The organism is Acetobacter sicerae, assembly GCF_011516765.1.
GTDB classification, from domain to species: Bacteria; Pseudomonadota; Alphaproteobacteria; order Acetobacterales; family Acetobacteraceae; genus Acetobacter; species Acetobacter sicerae.
In genome coordinates, this window is the sequence record NZ_JAAABN010000001.1 from 152,035 (window position 1) to 167,594 (window position 15,560).

At 52.7% G+C, this 15,560-nt stretch carries 12 protein-coding genes; 8 read left to right on the forward strand and 4 right to left on the reverse strand.

Annotated elements, in window-relative coordinates:
* Nucleotides 1-26: 26 nt before the first annotated feature.
* Nucleotides 27-2,003, reverse strand: a complete 1,977-nt coding sequence (locus tag GVI59_RS00630; protein ID WP_206752360.1) for a glycosyltransferase family 4 protein — start codon at nucleotides 2,001-2,003, stop codon at nucleotides 27-29.
* Between the two features lie 47 nt (nucleotides 2,004-2,050).
* Complete coding sequence (locus GVI59_RS00635) at nucleotides 2,051-5,329, reverse strand: Hint domain-containing protein (protein ID WP_242012853.1); 3,279 nt, start codon at nucleotides 5,327-5,329, stop codon at nucleotides 2,051-2,053.
* A 330-nt stretch (nucleotides 5,330-5,659) separates the two neighbouring features.
* Between GVI59_RS00635 and GVI59_RS19340 the strand changes: the two genes are divergently transcribed.
* The 8 genes from GVI59_RS19340 to GVI59_RS00675 all read left to right on the forward strand — a co-directional run bounded on the left by GVI59_RS19340 (nucleotide 5,660) and on the right by GVI59_RS00675 (nucleotide 12,633).
* Nucleotides 5,660-5,956: an AtpZ/AtpI family protein gene (locus GVI59_RS19340; RefSeq protein WP_232876314.1), complete on the forward strand. Its 297-nt coding sequence runs from the start codon at nucleotides 5,660-5,662 to the stop codon at nucleotides 5,954-5,956.
* A gap of 36 nt (nucleotides 5,957-5,992) precedes the next feature.
* Nucleotides 5,993-6,742 (forward strand): F0F1 ATP synthase subunit A, encoded by a 750-nt coding sequence (locus tag GVI59_RS00645; RefSeq protein ID WP_173572380.1) that lies wholly within the window; start codon nucleotides 5,993-5,995, stop codon nucleotides 6,740-6,742.
* A 51-nt stretch (nucleotides 6,743-6,793) separates the two neighbouring features.
* Nucleotides 6,794-7,018: an ATP synthase subunit C family protein gene (locus GVI59_RS00650; protein ID WP_010667433.1), complete on the forward strand. Its 225-nt coding sequence runs from the start codon at nucleotides 6,794-6,796 to the stop codon at nucleotides 7,016-7,018.
* Nucleotides 7,019-7,033: 15 nt separating this feature from the next.
* Nucleotides 7,034-7,648, forward strand: a complete 615-nt coding sequence (locus tag GVI59_RS00655) for a F0F1 ATP synthase subunit B family protein (RefSeq protein ID WP_232876313.1) — start codon at nucleotides 7,034-7,036, stop codon at nucleotides 7,646-7,648.
* Nucleotides 7,649-7,670: 22 nt separating this feature from the next.
* Nucleotides 7,671-8,165, forward strand: a complete 495-nt coding sequence (locus tag GVI59_RS00660) for an ATP synthase F0 subunit B (protein ID WP_173572716.1) — start codon at nucleotides 7,671-7,673, stop codon at nucleotides 8,163-8,165.
* A 55-nt stretch (nucleotides 8,166-8,220) separates the two neighbouring features.
* Nucleotides 8,221-8,961, forward strand: coding sequence for a glycosyltransferase (locus GVI59_RS00665; RefSeq protein ID WP_173572717.1), 741 nt, complete (start codon nucleotides 8,221-8,223; stop codon nucleotides 8,959-8,961).
* Nucleotides 8,955-10,625 carry an ArnT family glycosyltransferase gene (locus GVI59_RS00670; protein WP_173572381.1) on the forward strand — a complete coding sequence of 557 codons (1,671 nt, stop codon included), beginning with the start codon at nucleotides 8,955-8,957 and terminating at the stop codon, nucleotides 10,623-10,625. The genes GVI59_RS00665 and GVI59_RS00670 overlap by 7 nt, the downstream gene beginning before the upstream one ends.
* A 1,054-nt stretch (nucleotides 10,626-11,679) precedes the next feature.
* Nucleotides 11,680-12,633 carry a hypothetical protein gene (locus GVI59_RS00675; RefSeq protein ID WP_173572382.1) on the forward strand — a complete coding sequence of 318 codons (954 nt, stop codon included), beginning with the start codon at nucleotides 11,680-11,682 and terminating at the stop codon, nucleotides 12,631-12,633.
* Nucleotides 12,634-12,796: 163 nt separating this feature from the next.
* Here GVI59_RS00675 and GVI59_RS00680 read toward each other — a convergent pair whose 3' ends face one another.
* Nucleotides 12,797-13,675: a glucosamine inositolphosphorylceramide transferase family protein gene (locus tag GVI59_RS00680; protein ID WP_173572383.1), complete on the reverse strand. Its 879-nt coding sequence runs from the start codon at nucleotides 13,673-13,675 to the stop codon at nucleotides 12,797-12,799.
* 38 nt (nucleotides 13,676-13,713) lie between these two features.
* A complete protein-coding gene (recJ, locus tag GVI59_RS00685) occupies nucleotides 13,714-15,543 on the reverse strand; it encodes a single-stranded-DNA-specific exonuclease RecJ (RefSeq protein ID WP_173572384.1) in 1,830 nt (609 codons plus the stop codon).
* Nucleotides 15,544-15,560: the final 17 nt, after the last annotated feature.

A 15,560-nucleotide genomic window follows, 5' to 3' on the forward strand; every position in this document is an offset into this window, starting at 1 on the left:
TAAAATATTATATTTTTATAATAAGATTATGGTCTGTGCAAAACTCCAAGACTCCGGTCCAGAGCCGCACGCACGCGTTCTGCCGAATGACGGATACGGATATAATCGCGTCCCGCTTCCGCCAGAGAGGTTGCCTTCTCCGGAGCGTGGTAAAGTTCTGCAGTAAGTTGCGCCAGATCCGCAGCACTGCTCGCCACAGAGAGCTGTAATTCCGCAGGAAGATTCATGCCTTCGGTCGCAATGGGCGTAGCAACGCAGGGGATACCGGCAGCCCAGCTTTCCAGAACCTTGCTCTTGATACCGGCTCCAAACCGTAGGGGTGCGATTGTCAGGCGAACGGAGCGCAGGAAGCTGTCCAGATCGGCAACATGCCCAAGCACCCGCACGTCTGGAATCTCGCCCATCTGAATAATCAGATCCGGCATGGCGCTTCCGACCAGCAGGATTTCGATGTCTGGAGCCTGAGCTCGCAGAAGTGGAAGGATGTCACTCACCAGCCACTTGGCGGCATCAATATTGGGGGCGTGGCCATAATGCGCGATGAAAGCAACACCGTGCCGTCGTTCAAAAGGAAGCGGTGGCTCTTTCAGTTCCAGATGCCACGGAACGACATGGATGCTGGCTGTTGGAACCGCCGCAGCCAGCAGATCGGCTTCGATTGGTGAATGGGTGATCACGCTATGTGACGCCCACGTCGCCATATGTTCCCGCACTTTTTCCTGTCCGGAAGCTGTCCGCAACTCGGGACGATTTTCGGCAATGGCCTGTCGCTCCAGCCGCAGCCACGCCAGATCAGCAACGCTCGAGATCAAACGGGCTCCCGGCATGTAAAGTCTCGCCAGATCGAGGTAGCGTCCAGCGTTGGTCAGACGATGGAAATAGATGGCGTCAAAGCTGTTTGTCTGCGTCCGCAATAGCGATTCAACCGTTGGATAAGCCGGGGCGTGCCAGCACGCAAAACCCTGTTTCTCAAGTTCCCGGACGGCGGCGGCACTCGGTTCAATGACTGATGCGATAAAGCTGACGTCATGGCCAAGCGTCCGGGCCGCCTGCATGTGCGAGAGGAGGGCGCTTGATCCCGCATCGCGGGTCGGATCAGGAGCACGGTCATCGACAAACAGGATTCTGGAGGCGGTTACGCCCGGTTCTGCCTCCTTGCGGCGTTGGGCCTGTCGATGATGCTCTGTTGCCGCCTTGCGGGAATCCTCGCGGCCCTGTTGACCACGGAGCTGGTGACTCTGGTTGGCAAGAAATTCCAGGGCGGCCTCACGCTGACGGGCGGTTGCTATGCCGTTGAGAGTCTGTCGAACGTGCTGGCGGAATGTTTCATTGAAACGGCGCGTCGCCGGAAAATACAGGGGCGAGCCGGGCAGGGGCGTATTGGTTTCCGCACAGAGAACGGAAACCACATGGTCGCTGTCCAGTGAGAGCGGCGGAGACAGCATGATATCAAAACCGTAGCGACCGTCGCTGAGACCGCTATCACGCAGATCCGGCCGAAACTGATTGGCGAGCATACGGTGCTGAAGCGCATTGTCGACCATGATCGCCACACTGAGGCGCATGTCGGGATGGGCGTCACTTCGCAGCCAGCCTGCAATCCTGTCGCGTCCGACGATATCAATGGACGCTCGCAGGTCTGCAGGGATCGTGCCTGCGAGATGCTCGGCAAAAGGCAGAGGCTGACGATCCGGGAGCAGCAGCACATTGAATGAGCCGATTTCCGCAGCGGGAACAGCGTCGTCCGGGATCAGAATCGAAAAGGCATGATGCCCGTCCGCACTGCCCGGAATGACCAGATCCTCCCGAAAGCGGTCAGCTGCTGCGTCTGCAATCTGATTGCCGTGGCACAATATGCGGATCTGATAGCGGGCTGACGGGTCAGTCAGGTTTCTCGCCCAGCCCGCAATCGTCCAGCCCTGACCGGGCTCATGACTGATGACGTCGACAAAACCGGCAAAAGCTGACCCGGCAAGCACTGCTGATTTTTCTGACACGCTCATGAAAAGCAGTGTCGGAGATAATCCTGAAAGTTTTACGAATGGAAACGCTAGGCGGCATGACCGTGAAGCGATCCGCTTGCGGGATTGATCAGGCAGTCGCCTGTGTTCGCGTCCTCAACACGAATCAGCTCCGCCATGACGGGACCTTCGCAGACAAAGCAGAAAGCGTGTCGCCCTGAATGACGCCCGTTTTCAGTCAGATCCGCCCGGAAGCGATCTGCCGTGACCCGGCCCAGTTCGATGTCCCGGTTATAGATGATCAGTTCGCGTGGCGTGCTGGATGCGGCATCACAGCGTGCCCAGCCCTCAATCGTTGTGGAGGTGATGGCGTCTACAAAGCCGTTGACCCGGTTACGCTCCATGACGTCAGCGGCAAGCGCCTTCAGACGCTGCCTGATCGCCTCGAGTTGCGGACCATCTTCGATGCGGGGCAGGCAGAAACGGGCCGCCTGACGCATTTCATCCGGATAAAGCGACGCATATTCGGTGGCGTTGTGGAACATGGCCCGGCTGTCGTCGTCGACAAATGTTTCAGAGGCTGCGCCTTCCGCCAGCAGGAGGTCGTGTGAGTCGAGCTCGATATGGATGTAATCCACGCGGCGTGGTCTGCGTGTCTGGGCTATGCTGGAACCGTTGATCAGCAGGTTGGCTGGGATGAGTTTGCCGTCCAGCATCATTGCGTGAAGAGGCGATACGCGCAGGGTGCGGCGTGGAAGACCATCACCCAGAGCACCAGCCTGAATGACGACAGGCAGGATATCCGGATTGCCCGCGGCAAAGCGTCCGTCGTAACTCCGCCGTCCAATCCACCGAATCGTACGGCTTTCTCCGGAAGCTGTCTGAATGACGTCACCAATCGAAAGTGTCTCGATGGGGCGCTCTCCCTCGGGCGTGGAGATGAGCGTTCCGGGGCAGTAGCAGGGCACGCCGTATGTGATTCGGGTGCCGCCATCAGGAGCGCGCTGAAAGTAGAAGGGAGAGCCAAATGTTCCGCCCAGATGGATGGACACGCTCTCGCTGCCTTCAGTCACGGTCAGAACACCGTCAGCGTCAATGAAACCGGTATCAATCTCGTTGGTTGTTCCGGCGAAAGTCAGGTCGGTAATGACAATCTGATTGATGGTGCTGACAGTCTGATTGCCTGGCGTGCCGTAAAGGGAGTTCAGCCCTATCGATGTAACGGAGCCGATAACATCAAAGCCCTGGATGGTGATGGATGCGAGCTGATCCATGGTGACGTTGAGCACGGATTGCGTCGTATGACTGCCGGATATGCCGTAAACCGTATATCCCGGATCGCTATTCGGCAGAAAGGTGAGGGCCCCTGTGTAAAGAGCACCTTTCTCAAGGGTGAGCGTACCGCCGTCCAGAGCGATGTTGGCTGCGGAACCGCCTGCCTGCACATCGATAGTGGCGTTGGCGTTGGCCGTCGTGTGGATCGCTGTCCCGCCAGACATGACGATCTGCTGCGCATATCCATCAGCCCACATGGGGGTGGTATGGTAGAGCCAACCCAGATGAAGTCCCGTTAGCGTGGTGTCGATGGCGGTGCCGCCGTTTTCGACATACTGGACACTGTCTGAAATGGCCTGACCCAAAGGCAGGTAGGTATTGCCCGCGAAAACGACATTCACAGTCGTATCGCTGGCCAGCCCGCCGGACCCTACAATCTGCGTTCCGTCGATCATCATCTCCGGACCAAGATTGTTCGCATTATAACGGCCCGTGATGGTTGTCTCTGTGGCCGTGCCGCCGAGAACGGACTGTGTGCCGCCCAGAATGCTGGTGGCGGAGGCCGAACCGCCGGTCAGAACTTCCTCGGAACCATACAGGCTGGTCTGAACGACCCGTCCGCCAGAAGCGACGACGTCCGTGCCATGCACTTCATTCTGTACGCCCAGCCCGTCGACATACAGGCGGGCTCCATCTTCAACCAGCGTATTGATGGCGAGTGATGTGGCCGGAATGAGGGCGGTTTCATCTGTTGCGACCACCGTTCCGACATCGCCGTTCGCAATGACCGTATCAATGTGGGGTGAAACCGTTCCACCAAACGACAATGTGGCTCCGGCGCCGTTCGTGTTTTCGACGAGTGTCAGATTCGCGCTGCTGTAATCGGTTCCACTGTCCAGAAAAATCGTCTCGATTACCGAGCCGCCCGATTCGAGTGTCAGTTGGGAGCCGTCGCCGAGCGAAAGCGATACGTCGGATGCTACGCCGGACAGGAAAACACTGTCATTCGCAGCAAAACCCGAGAGAGTCAGGCTGGTCGGAACAGAACCCAGCACCAGAGATTCTCCCCCTGATGTGGAGAAGAGGAACTGGACATGGCTCGCTTCAGCACCGTCAGCCACAATGACGGTGCCGCCCGAAAGAGCGATGGTGCCGGAAAAATGTTCAAGAGCGCCTGAAGTAAATTGCAGAGTCGTACCGGAACCGGTCTGGCTGATTGCGCCGGCTCCGGAAATCTGGCCTGCGACAGAACTTTGGCCCTCAAAAATGAGTGTGCCATCATTTGTCACAAAACCGCCGGCTTCGACGACGTCATTCACGGCGGTCGCGCCGGATGAAACGGTCTGGTTTCCGCCCGAAGCAATGACAACCTGTCGGGCGGACGTCCCACTCTGAAGTGTCTGACTGCCTCCAGAGGCGACTGTCCCGTTTTCTACAGTGGCGCCGTTCCGGACCTGCTGTGAGCCGCCGTCGAGGATGAGAAAATTCTGCTCCGTCACGCCATCCGAGCTCGCCGGAGCCAGAATCTGCTCCATAGCCGATGCGCCGCTGATCACTGTGCCGGACGCGCTGCCGCCGTTGAGAATCAGCGTGCCGTCAGTCCCCGTCTGCAATCCCGTGACGGAGGTTGCGCTGCCAAGAATCAGTGTGCCGGATGACACCGCCTGCACCGGAACGCTGGCGTCAATGATGTTCACGGTTCCGCCGGTGAACGTCACGGAAGCAACTTCAGCGGATGATATTGTGACGGCGCCTTTACTGCCTGCGACAAGGGTATCGGCCACTGCGCCGCTGGAGAGTTCTATTGAGCCGCCAGCAAGGGCTATGCCTGTGTTCAGCAGTCCCCCGCTCATGACATCAACCGTGCCGGACAAAGCGGTCACATTCTGTTCGGTGCCGCCGCTTTCCACGATTTCCTGAGCGAAACCTGCTGTGGTGCCCTGCAGTCTGGTGCCGTTCGCGACGCCGCTGACAACCAGTGTTCCGCTTCCAAGCACGGTCACCGCCGAGACGATGGAGCCGGAAGCAACGGTGCTGGTCTGACCACTGAGGACAAAATTGTCGGCATCAGAAAAGCTGGAGGAGGTTGTCATGACAGCACCTTGATTGACCGGTCTCGATTTCTTCATGCGGTTGTCGGTTAGGAGGACTGATCTGTAAGAATCAGATTCGTTCTGACCGCGTCGCCTGTTGATCGGCACTGTCGCACCGATCCATTTCGGACGGCTGTTAAAAGGACGGCAACGCTCGTTAAAAGTCCGTTTAAAGCGGCGCTCTGTTCCCAAAAAGGGTATTGAAAATGGGTTTTTTCCGGGTAGTCGAACGGTATTCCGCATGATCAGTTGGTTACAGAAGTGTCACGCTTGCTTGACAGGGAAATGCAGGGTCGTTAGCAAGCCGATGCACCCAGTTGGGAGGTGCAGGTGACCGAGGACAGAACTTCCTTTGACGAACGTCTCCGGGCTGCGCAGAAGCGTGTCGCGGGTAAGCAGGCTACTGATCAGAAACCGGATGCTCAGGACAAATCGCTCCTGTCTCTGGCGGCGAGGGCAGGGAGCGAAATGCTGGGCGGGCTCGTCGTTGGTGTGCTGGCAGGGTGGGGACTGGACCGCTGGTTCCATTTCAGAGCCCTGTTCATCGTGATCTTTGCACTTCTTGGCGGTGGCGCCGGTATCCTGAATGTCTGGCGACTGATGAAGTCGCTGGAACGGCAAGAATAAGAATCCGAGCGACCAGGAAGGTCGAGGAGAATAGCGTTGGCGGGCGGTTCAAGTATCAACGTGCTCGAGCAGTTCGAGCTGCATCCTGTTCTGGGTGGACTGGGCGAGGCTCTGAGTCTCAGTCAGGCCCCTGTTTTCATGGCTGTGGCGTGCGTGATTGTTCTGGCGTTTCTTCATTTCGGGATGAAGCCGGCAGCGGTTGTGCCCGGGCGTCTCCAGGCTGCGGCGGAAATCTGCTACGAGTTCATCCATAATCTGGCGGTGGATACGATCGGACCGGAAGGGACGGCTTTCTTTCCTTTCATTTTCGCTCTGTTCTTCTTTATCCTCGCTGGTAACTACCTGGGTCTCATCCCGTTCTCCTATACCTTTACCAGCCATATTGCCGTGACGTTTGCTCTGGCGATCATGGTGTTCCTGATTGCGATCATTGTTTCGCTGAAGGTTCAGGGGTTCAAGTTCTTCGCGCACTTCATGCCTGCCGGGGCGCCTGTGATGCTGGCTCCGCTGCTGGTGCCGATTGAAATCCTCTCCTTTCTGTCACGTCCGGTAAGTCTGTCGATCCGACTGTTCGCCAATATGGTGGCTGGCCACGTGATGTTCGATATCTTCGCAAGCTTCGTTATCATGCTGGCCGGACTTGGCTTCATTGGTGATGTGCTCGCGGTTGGCCCTCTCGTGATCAATATCGCGCTGATGGGACTGGAATTGCTGGTTGGTGCTCTGCAGGCCTATGTGTTTGCTATCCTGACCTGCATCTATCTGAGGGAGGCTGTGTCCCACTAATTGGGGCAGACCCCGTCGGGTTACGTTTTTTCGTTAATAGGGAAAATCAAAATGGACCTCGCTTCAGCCCGTGAAATCGGTGCCGGTATCGCTGTAATCGCCCTTGCCGGTGTCGGCATCGGGCTCGGCAACATCTTCTCCACGCTGGTCAGCAGCATTGCCCGTAATCCTGCGGCTCGTCCGCACGTGTTCGGCCTTGGCATGCTTGGCTTCGCGCTGACAGAAGCTGTTGCGCTGTTCGCCCTTCTGATCGCCTTCCTGATCCTGTTCGTCTGAGGACGGAGTAGCTTCGTGCGCAATCCGGTTTCCCTGATTCGTCACTCTCTCGTTGCAGGAGTCTCGAGTCTGCCGCTTCTCATGGCGGCGGCGCCCGGCGCGCACGCGGCGGGTATGCCTCAGCTGGACTTCAGAAACCCGCTCCTTACGGGGCAGGTTATCTGGGGTGCTGGTATCTTTCTGTTTTTCTACCTCGCCTTGCGCAGTTGGGCATTGCCGAAGGTTGATACAGTTCTTGCCAGTCGTAGCCAGCGTATCAACGGTGATCTCGATCAGGCGCGTGCGGCAAAAGTCGATGCAGACAATGCCGTGCGTGAACTGAACGAGACAAAAAAGGCAGCAGCTGCCGAAGCTCAGGCGCATCTTGATGCTGTGCTTGATGAAGAACGCAAGCAGGCAGCATCTCGTCTGGCTGAATTGGGTTCCAAGCTGGAGGTGGAAATTGCTTCAGCCGAAAAAGCTGTTGCAGAAGAACGCTCCAGGGCTCTTGAGTCCCTTAAGCCGATCGCATCCGATGTTGCTGAAGCGTTGGTGCAGAAGCTTACCGGAACAAAGCCTGATCGTGTCAGGATTGAAGCGGCTGTCGCAAAAGTAGCAGCTGAAAAGTCCACGATTTCGGCAATCGCGTGACGGGGAGATAGCGTCAGTGACAATTTTTCAAGAAGCTGGCTTCTGGTACGCGACGTCATTTGTGCTGTTTTTTGTGATCTTTGGACCAAAGATCTGGAAACCGCTTAGAGAACTTCTTGATGCTCGTGCCGATCGTATTCGGGTTGAGCTTGAAGAAGCAGCCCGTCTTCGTCGTGAAGCCGAACAGATGCGTGAAGATGCGACGCGCGAGCGTGAGCAGGCTTACGCTGAAGCGAACGCTGTTATTGAGCAGGCACGCAAGCAGGCGGAAGATATGGCTTCGAAGGCGCGTGTCGAGGCTGAAGAAATGTTGAGTCGTCGTGAGCAGATGGCTCGGGATCGTATTGCTGCTGCAGAGCGTGCTGCTGTTGAAGAGGTCCGGGCTGCTGCGGTTGAGGCTGCCTTCAAAAGCGCTAGGCTTGTGATTGAAGAGACAGTTAATCCGGAGTCATCTGTTTCCATGATTGATAACGCGATTGCTGATCTACCGGCTGCCCTGACTGCCCGTGCAGCCTGATAAGCCTTTGTTTTCGAGTAAGGAAACATGCTCCACAGAGAATGAAAATGTCTCTGTGGGCTCTCCTGTTTTAAGCATTGTTGTAACAGTGCTTAATGAGCGGGAGAATATTATTCCTGTGTGTCAGGAATTGGCTGGCGTTCTGCCAAAGCTTCCAGCTTGTGAAATTGTTTTCGTCGATGACGGCAGTGTCGATGGTACACTTGAAAAACTGATTGAGGCTCGAGCAACAATCTTTGGCCTGCAGAGATTGCGTGTCCTGAGGCATAACAGGCGTTGTGGTAAATCCGGCGCTCTAAGAACCGGTATCAAAAATGCAAACGGTCGCTGGATTGCGACCATAGACGGGGATGGACAGGATGATCCATCAGAAATCCCCGTATTGTTTGCATTGGGACTCTCTGGACAAAAAACAGGTCGTGCACCACTGGTTGTTGGAACGCGCTTGAAGCGTAGTGACACCATATGGCGTCGTCTGGCCACGCGCTTTGCTAATGGTCTTCGTCAACGCATTCTGTCCGATGAGTGCCCCGATACTGGCGCTCCGATGAAAATCTTTCTACGTGAGGACTTCCTGAATTTGCCACAATTCGAGGGTCTGCACCGCTTTCTCCCAGCTCTTATGAAAACCTACAAAGTTCCATTGGTGTGTAAGCCGGTGAGGCATCGCTCCCGGCTTCATGGAGAGTCCAAATATACCAATCTTGGACGCGCCATTGTTGGAGTGCGGGATCTGCTGGGTGTTGTGTGGCTAAGAAACAGAACCCGGTTGCCTGAAACAGTTGAAGAATGCTGAAAAATAAGCTGACGCGCACATTCTACAACCGTCTGCTACTTCTTGTTTTCAGTGCCTTTTTGCTTCTGTTGCCGGGGCGGGCGAGCATACCGCCCTTCGATCGGGATGAGCCACGCTACATGCAGGCCACGGCCCAGATGCTTGAATCCCATAATTTCATTGATGTGCGGTTTCAGGATAAACCGCGCTATCTTCAGCCGGCTGGCATTTACTGGCTTGAGGCCGCTGCGGTTTCCTTAACGGGAACACTCTCTGACAGAGCTGTGTGGGCTTATCGTATTCCTTCCCTTGTTGCGATGACATCTGCTATCGGTCTTACAGCGTGGATGGGAGCTATACTCTTCAGTCCTGCTGCCGGGCTGCTGTCGGGAGCCTTGTTGGCAACCTCAGTTCTTGTAGAAGCTGAAGGGCGAATGGCGACAATTGACAGCACGCTGTTACTCGCCGTTCTCCTTGCTGAATTTTCTCTTCTTCTTGTTCTTGAAGATAGAAGCAAAGATCGTAGAACCCCAGTGGCAACGGCTTTGCTGTTCTGGATCGCCCTGGGTTGCGGCCTTATGCTCAAAGGGCCTGTCGTTCTTATTCCTGGCCTCGGAACCCCGTTGTGTCTGGCTCTTGTTGAAAGAAATGGATCCTGGCTTCAGCGTCTACGTTTTGGCTGGGGATGGCTTGTCATGCTGGCCATTGTTGTGCCTTGGTGCGTTGCGATTGGGCTGGTTAGTCATGGGGAATTTTTTCAGCATTCTGTAGGAAGAAATTTTTTAGGAAAAATAGGGCAGGGGCAAGAAGCCCACGGAGCTCCTCCAGGTTTTCATCTTCTTGTTTTTGGTTTGGCTTTTTGGCCTGGTTCCTTTTTTGCTGCGGCATCCCTTCCATTTATTTGGGCTCGAAGGACAAGCTGGCAGATACAGTATCTGCTTTGCTGGATTGTTCCACATTGGATCGTCTTCGAACTAATAGCGACTAAACTGCCGCATTATGTTTTGCCGGTATACCCCGCAATTGCTCTTTTTACTGGAGCAGCATTAAGTTGTTCAGACAATGAATGGAATTGGCCACAAAAAAAATGGGCGCGAATAGCTTTATTCGTTTATGGTGGAGTTTGCCTCATTGCCGGGATATTGTTGTCACTTGCGGGAATAGTTGTCAGCAAAGTCATTGAAGGCAGTGTTCCTCCTGAAGCATGGCTTATCGCTATCGGCAGTCTCCCTCTTTTGGTTTTGGCTACACGAGCAGTTATCGCAGCCAAAATGAGGCAAGCAGCGTTCTATGCGATGGGATCTGCTATCCTGATTTATGCGGGATTATTCTTGGGAGTTATTCCTCGTCTGCATCAAATATGGTTATCTCCCAGACTGACTGCAGCAGTTAATCAGCATCTCCCCTGTCCTGACTCAGAAATAGTATCGAGCTCTTTTTCTGAGCCCAGCTTTGTGTTCCTTATGCATGGACGAATTAAATTTGATACCTCCAGAAATGCTGCTCTGATGTTGGAGAACAATAAATCTTGCGGACTGGCTTTGATTGGTCGACGTGATGAAAGAACATTCACAGAAGAACTATCAAAGAAATCGATCAAGATAGTCGAATATGGGCGTGTAAAAGGCTTTAATTACTCAACAGGCAAGTGGTTGGATATCGGAATCTATGGCGTTTCTAATTGATTAATCTCTGTATGCGTCTTCTGTTTGCCAGATTTGAGGGAGAAAGCATTGGGAAGAGGTTTATAATCCGGCAGGCATCGTCTTACATGAATTGGCGCTCTACGCTGAACGAGGGAACGACAGCGGGTATCCATGACAGACCATGCAGCTACAGGTGTCTTGGCATTATTAGGTAGGTAGTCGGGTCTGCCAGCAAGCAGGGCAATAGTAACGCGCTCTACTGATGTCGTAATTTCCCAGAGAGTTTCAGGATCAATGCGGCCTGTCGTAATCAATCGGGCTGCTTCGACTATGCGCATATGCTTGTCCTTCCATTCTGTAAAATGCCGTAGTAAAAATTTGATAATCGAAATTGATTTATGAGTAATTAATATTCAAATTTTTTGTGATGAAATTAACATATCGAGAGTGAACGAAGTTGCTATGGAGTGTCATCAGTTAATGGGAGCGGTTCTAAGTTTATTGTTAACAATATCTCTTCAGTTCTTTGATTACAGTTAATCAGAACATGAGGCATCGAAATCTATATGCACAGAATCTGCGGAACTTTAGAATAAAGCTCGTTTTTTGAGAGAGGCCAATGATCTTGGCAGCATGGTCAGGTCTAAGAGATAAATCGCATGCTCGAGAAGGTCTCTGATCAAACGTGTCCATCGCGATCGCTAAGAGTAGTTGTTGCGTAATTCAACAAACTCGTGACCGCAGAAAAATCAAGACACGGGAGGTCTTTATCCTAGGGATAGACAGGCGAGGTTCATATCTGGGAGTTGTAAAGATTCAAACTCAATCCATTTTATGGAATCATAGAATTAAATACCTTTGTTTAAAATAATTTTCAAAATGTAACTTGGTGACTCTTTTATTTACCAACACCATCATTACCTACAGAGAAATGGCTCTAATGTTTATATGCAACCCATTCGAGAATCCGTTTCGTTAATTTTAAAAATACCTTTACCTATAGGGTGTAATTTGAATTATTCATAAAGCTTGCATTTTTTGATAATATGCGAATAAATATATAAAAAATGCATAATATATTGGGCTGATAACAATGACATATTATCGTAATGTTCTGGTAATGATGTGTTTTATAAGCGCTATTCACTCTGCCCGAGCGGCTGATGATAGCTCTATTTTACAAGCCCAATTGGACGCCTGTTATGCAAAAAAAAGCATCTGCGTTATTGATCTGCGTGGGGAAAAAAAGACTCTTTTAAAAACGCTAAAAATTGATCCAGAGTTGGTTACTATTCGCGATGCTGTATTTGAATGCCGCATGAGTAATGAAACATGTCTGTACATATCTGAAGAAGGATATGGTCATCGAAATGACGCCACAATCAATAAACTTGAACACATCACTCTGCGTGGAAATAAATCAATTGATGGAATTACGATGAATTATAATGTTTCGAGAGACTATGTTACTAACGCTGCTTTTACTCTCTCCAGTGTATCTATTCAGGGCTTCAACCATGGATTGGTTATTGGGAATGGAGTCTGGGGCGTTGATATGTTCAATGTCATCATAGGTGGTGGAAATATTGGAATCTTTGTGCCTCCTGGTACAAAAAATTCTGGAGAGCGTAGTACCTTTGTAGGAGGAGCCATTTACAATAATTCGATTGTTGGTCTTGACGAGGAATCGAGTATTGAGCTCGATTTTCAGGGAACTAGTTTCGATTATAACAATCAGCAGATGATTTTGAATGGTCCAACAGATTTTACGGGGCATCTGGAAAATAGTGAGAATACAAAACCAGAGATCGTCTTGAATGCTCTTCCCGGCGTGGCTGCAGGCTCTCTGTATATGAGTGCGGGCTCTACGATCACTGTGAATGGGTGGAATCCAAAAGCGCCGAAACAGCCGTGTTATGTGGAAACCAAGGTATCGTGGAGTAATGTAAAGCTACCAGCTACTGTCTATGGTTTTGGTGGAACTGTAGGTGGCATTTGTGGTCCCGGAAAAGTAGTGACATGGGATGGTCAAGCTGCCCGGTTCTGAGGATAAGGATGTGTGGAAATCGCGTATGCTTTTCCTATCCCTAAAAAAACACGATGACAGAAAAAATCTGCTTAGCTATTTTAAGAATCTGAAATTTATTTCAAATAATTTATATTTACTCAAATAATTATTTTGGTGGTTCTCACGGAATTATATAAAATATCTACTTTTTGTATTTAATGCCGATGATGAGCCTGTATAACCAGTTCCTCTCAATACGTTTGGCGTCAATGAAAGTTACATCGCCTGCGGCAGATAGCGTGTGCAGTCCTTGTGCAAATGGGACGCAACGAGCTGGCGCCCTCAGTTCATTGCCGGGATCAAAGCTGGAAGTGGTCGATAGAGGGAGGGAGGCACTGATGAGACGGATACAATTGTCATAAGCATTGGGGGCGGTGCGAGTGGGCAATATGACTGCGCCATCTTGGACGACTGGAGTGCCGCCCATCCGGCTGCCATTTTTATCGTTTTTAGCACGCTGCACAGGGATGTTTTCCCACGAGCCAGCCAGATGTGTTGAGCGAGCAAGTTTGAGCACCTCAGTGGCTGGATCAGCGGAAGTATAAAACATCCACCACTGACCATCGATTTTCACGGGTGTTGCGTTAATTGTGGCGCTGGGAAAGACAAAATCCGGGACAGCCTCCCAGCGCCAGGGAAAGTCTATGGCACGATAGAGCGTCAGCCTTCCTGAGCCGCAAGGGTCAGGAAGCATCCAGATTTCACCGTCTTCTTCAATGAGAGTTGGATAAGCCAGGTTCCACGCTTCAGAAAGAACAATGCGTTCCACCATGACCTGAAACATGCCATTCAGGCGAAAAGCCTTTATGACGCTTTTACGTGTTCGATAGTCATAATATGCCGTCAGAACATACAGATCGCCTTTGTGCCACAGACCAAACGGATCAGATAAGGAGCGAAAAGAACCGCTTAAAGGCAACCAGTGAATCGGAAACGGATCAATAGAACCGGTTTCGATTATGCGCTCTATGGGAGCAGTAATGACACCCGTTTTCCAGATTTCAGTCCTGAAAATACTCATAAGGCGTCAATAGCGGGTTTGAGACCGCTCTCCAATGGTCAGGCAGACAGATCACGGATGAAAAAAGTCGTGTTTTCACGCCCTTGCCACGTATCGACGCGCAACCACCCCACAATATTCAAGGTGGGTCGGGCCAGATTTTCCAATGTGTCGAGTATGGCGTCGTTTTTGACATTGAACATGACGGCATTGATCTTGCGGTTACCATCACCAGACAGCGTCAGGCGTATTGATCGCTTATTTGCCCCAATCCGGAAAAAGCGATCCACCTTGACGTTTGCCATGGCCAGAACGGGTTCTTCATTACCCTGTCCAAAAGGTGCAAGAACACCCAGAGCTTTCGCCAGATCGGATGTCGCAGCGCTGGGAGGAACGATGGCGTCCACTGAAAGGAACGGTTTTCTGGGATAGGCTCTCACCGCTTCAAAACGCTCATTCAGGAAAGCGTGAAACGCAGGCAGGTTCTCTCGGGCGAGGGTAAAACCACACGCCGCCGCATGACCGCCTGCCGCAATGAGCAGGCCGTGTTCCTTGGCGGCAATGACTGCGGCCCCCACATCAAAGCCCGGCACGGAGCGTCCGGAACCTTTGAGTTTTCCATGCTCATCCTCGGAAGCGACAAAAGAGGGGCGGTTGAATTCATCCTTGATGCGGCTTGCAACAATTCCGACGACACCAGCATGCCAATCATGACTTGTTACAAGTAGCGCAGCATTGCCTGCATCAAACTGGAACCCTGCCTGCTCCATCGCGGCATCCAGAATTTCGGCTTCCACATCCTGCCGCTTGCGGTTGACGTCGTTGAGACGCTCAGCCATCTGGCGGGCAGAGAAATCATCTTCTGCAGCCAGCAGTCTAAAGCCGAGATCCGATTCAGCGATCCGGCCGCCTGCATTGATCCGTGGTCCCAATGCAAAACCGCATGAAAAAGCGTTGGGTTTCTCAACGACACTCGCAACTTCCATAAGCGTGCGCAGTCCGACACGCTGACGTTTTCCCATCACGCGCAGACCCTGATGAACAAAGGCGCGGTTGATGTCCTGCAACGGCATGACATCGCAGATGGTGGCGAGGGCGACCAGATCGAGACAGGCAAGCAGGTTCGGCTCAGGCCGATCTTCAGAAAAATATCCGTTGCGCCGCAGCGTTCTTGTCGTTGCGATCAGCGTGACAAAAGTAAGGGCCGCTGCACAGAGATGATTCAGACTGGAAGAACAGTCCGGCTGGTTGGGATTAACCAGCGCATGAATCTCTGGAAGTGACAGTTCCGCCTTGTGATGGTCGATTACGACCACATCGGCTTTCTGCTTCAGGCAGGCCAGTATGGAAGCAGCGGCCGTGCCGCAATCCAGACAGACGACAAGAGATGCTCCACGTTCAACCAGACCGAGAAGGGCCTGCTCGTTCGGGCCGTAACCTTCCTTCATCCGGTCAGGAATATGGGTATGCACGATACACCCGAACTGACGGAGATAATCCGTCAGTAAGGCGGAAGAGCAGGCGCCATCGACATCGTAGTCGCCAAGAATACCGACTGTTTCATGGTTTTCGACTGCCCGCGCCAGACGTGCCGCGGCAATATCCATGTCTTTCAGGCAGGAAGGGTCGGGCAGAAAGCTGCGAAGACGTGGTTCGATAAAAGCAGAAGCCGTTTCTGCCTTCAGACCCCGCATCGCCATGATGCGCGCAACAATTTCGGGAAGCCCACAGGACTGCGCGATGGCGCTTCCCAGTCGAAGCGTCGTTGGGTCATCGGCTCCAGCCCGCCATACCCAACGATGCCCCAGAAGGCTCTCCGTGACGCCAAGAACAGGTTCTGGAAGAACATTGTCCTCGACTTTTTCCAACGCCCTGTCTTCCAGAATCATCTTATGAGCCGCGAAGA

What these genes read in the sequence shown, in the direction of transcription:
- GVI59_RS00630 (WP_206752360.1), bottom strand. Translation starts at nt 2,003, where the DNA reads ATGAGCGTGTCAGAAAAATCAGCAGTGCTTGCCGGGTCAGCTTTTGCC.
- GVI59_RS00635 (WP_242012853.1), bottom strand. Translation starts at nt 5,329, where the DNA reads ATGACAACCTCCTCCAGCTTTTCTGATGCCGACAATTTTGTCCTCAGT.
- GVI59_RS00650 (WP_010667433.1), top strand. Translation starts at nt 6,794, where the DNA reads ATGGACCTCGCTTCAGCCCGTGAAATCGGTGCCGGTATCGCTGTAATC.
- GVI59_RS00670 (WP_173572381.1), top strand. Translation starts at nt 8,955, where the DNA reads ATGCTGAAAAATAAGCTGACGCGCACATTCTACAACCGTCTGCTACTT.
- GVI59_RS00675 (WP_173572382.1), top strand. Translation starts at nt 11,680, where the DNA reads ATGACATATTATCGTAATGTTCTGGTAATGATGTGTTTTATAAGCGCT.
- GVI59_RS00680 (WP_173572383.1), bottom strand. Translation starts at nt 13,675, where the DNA reads ATGAGTATTTTCAGGACTGAAATCTGGAAAACGGGTGTCATTACTGCT.
- recJ (WP_173572384.1), bottom strand. Translation starts at nt 15,543, where the DNA reads ATGATTCTGGAAGACAGGGCGTTGGAAAAAGTCGAGGACAATGTTCTT.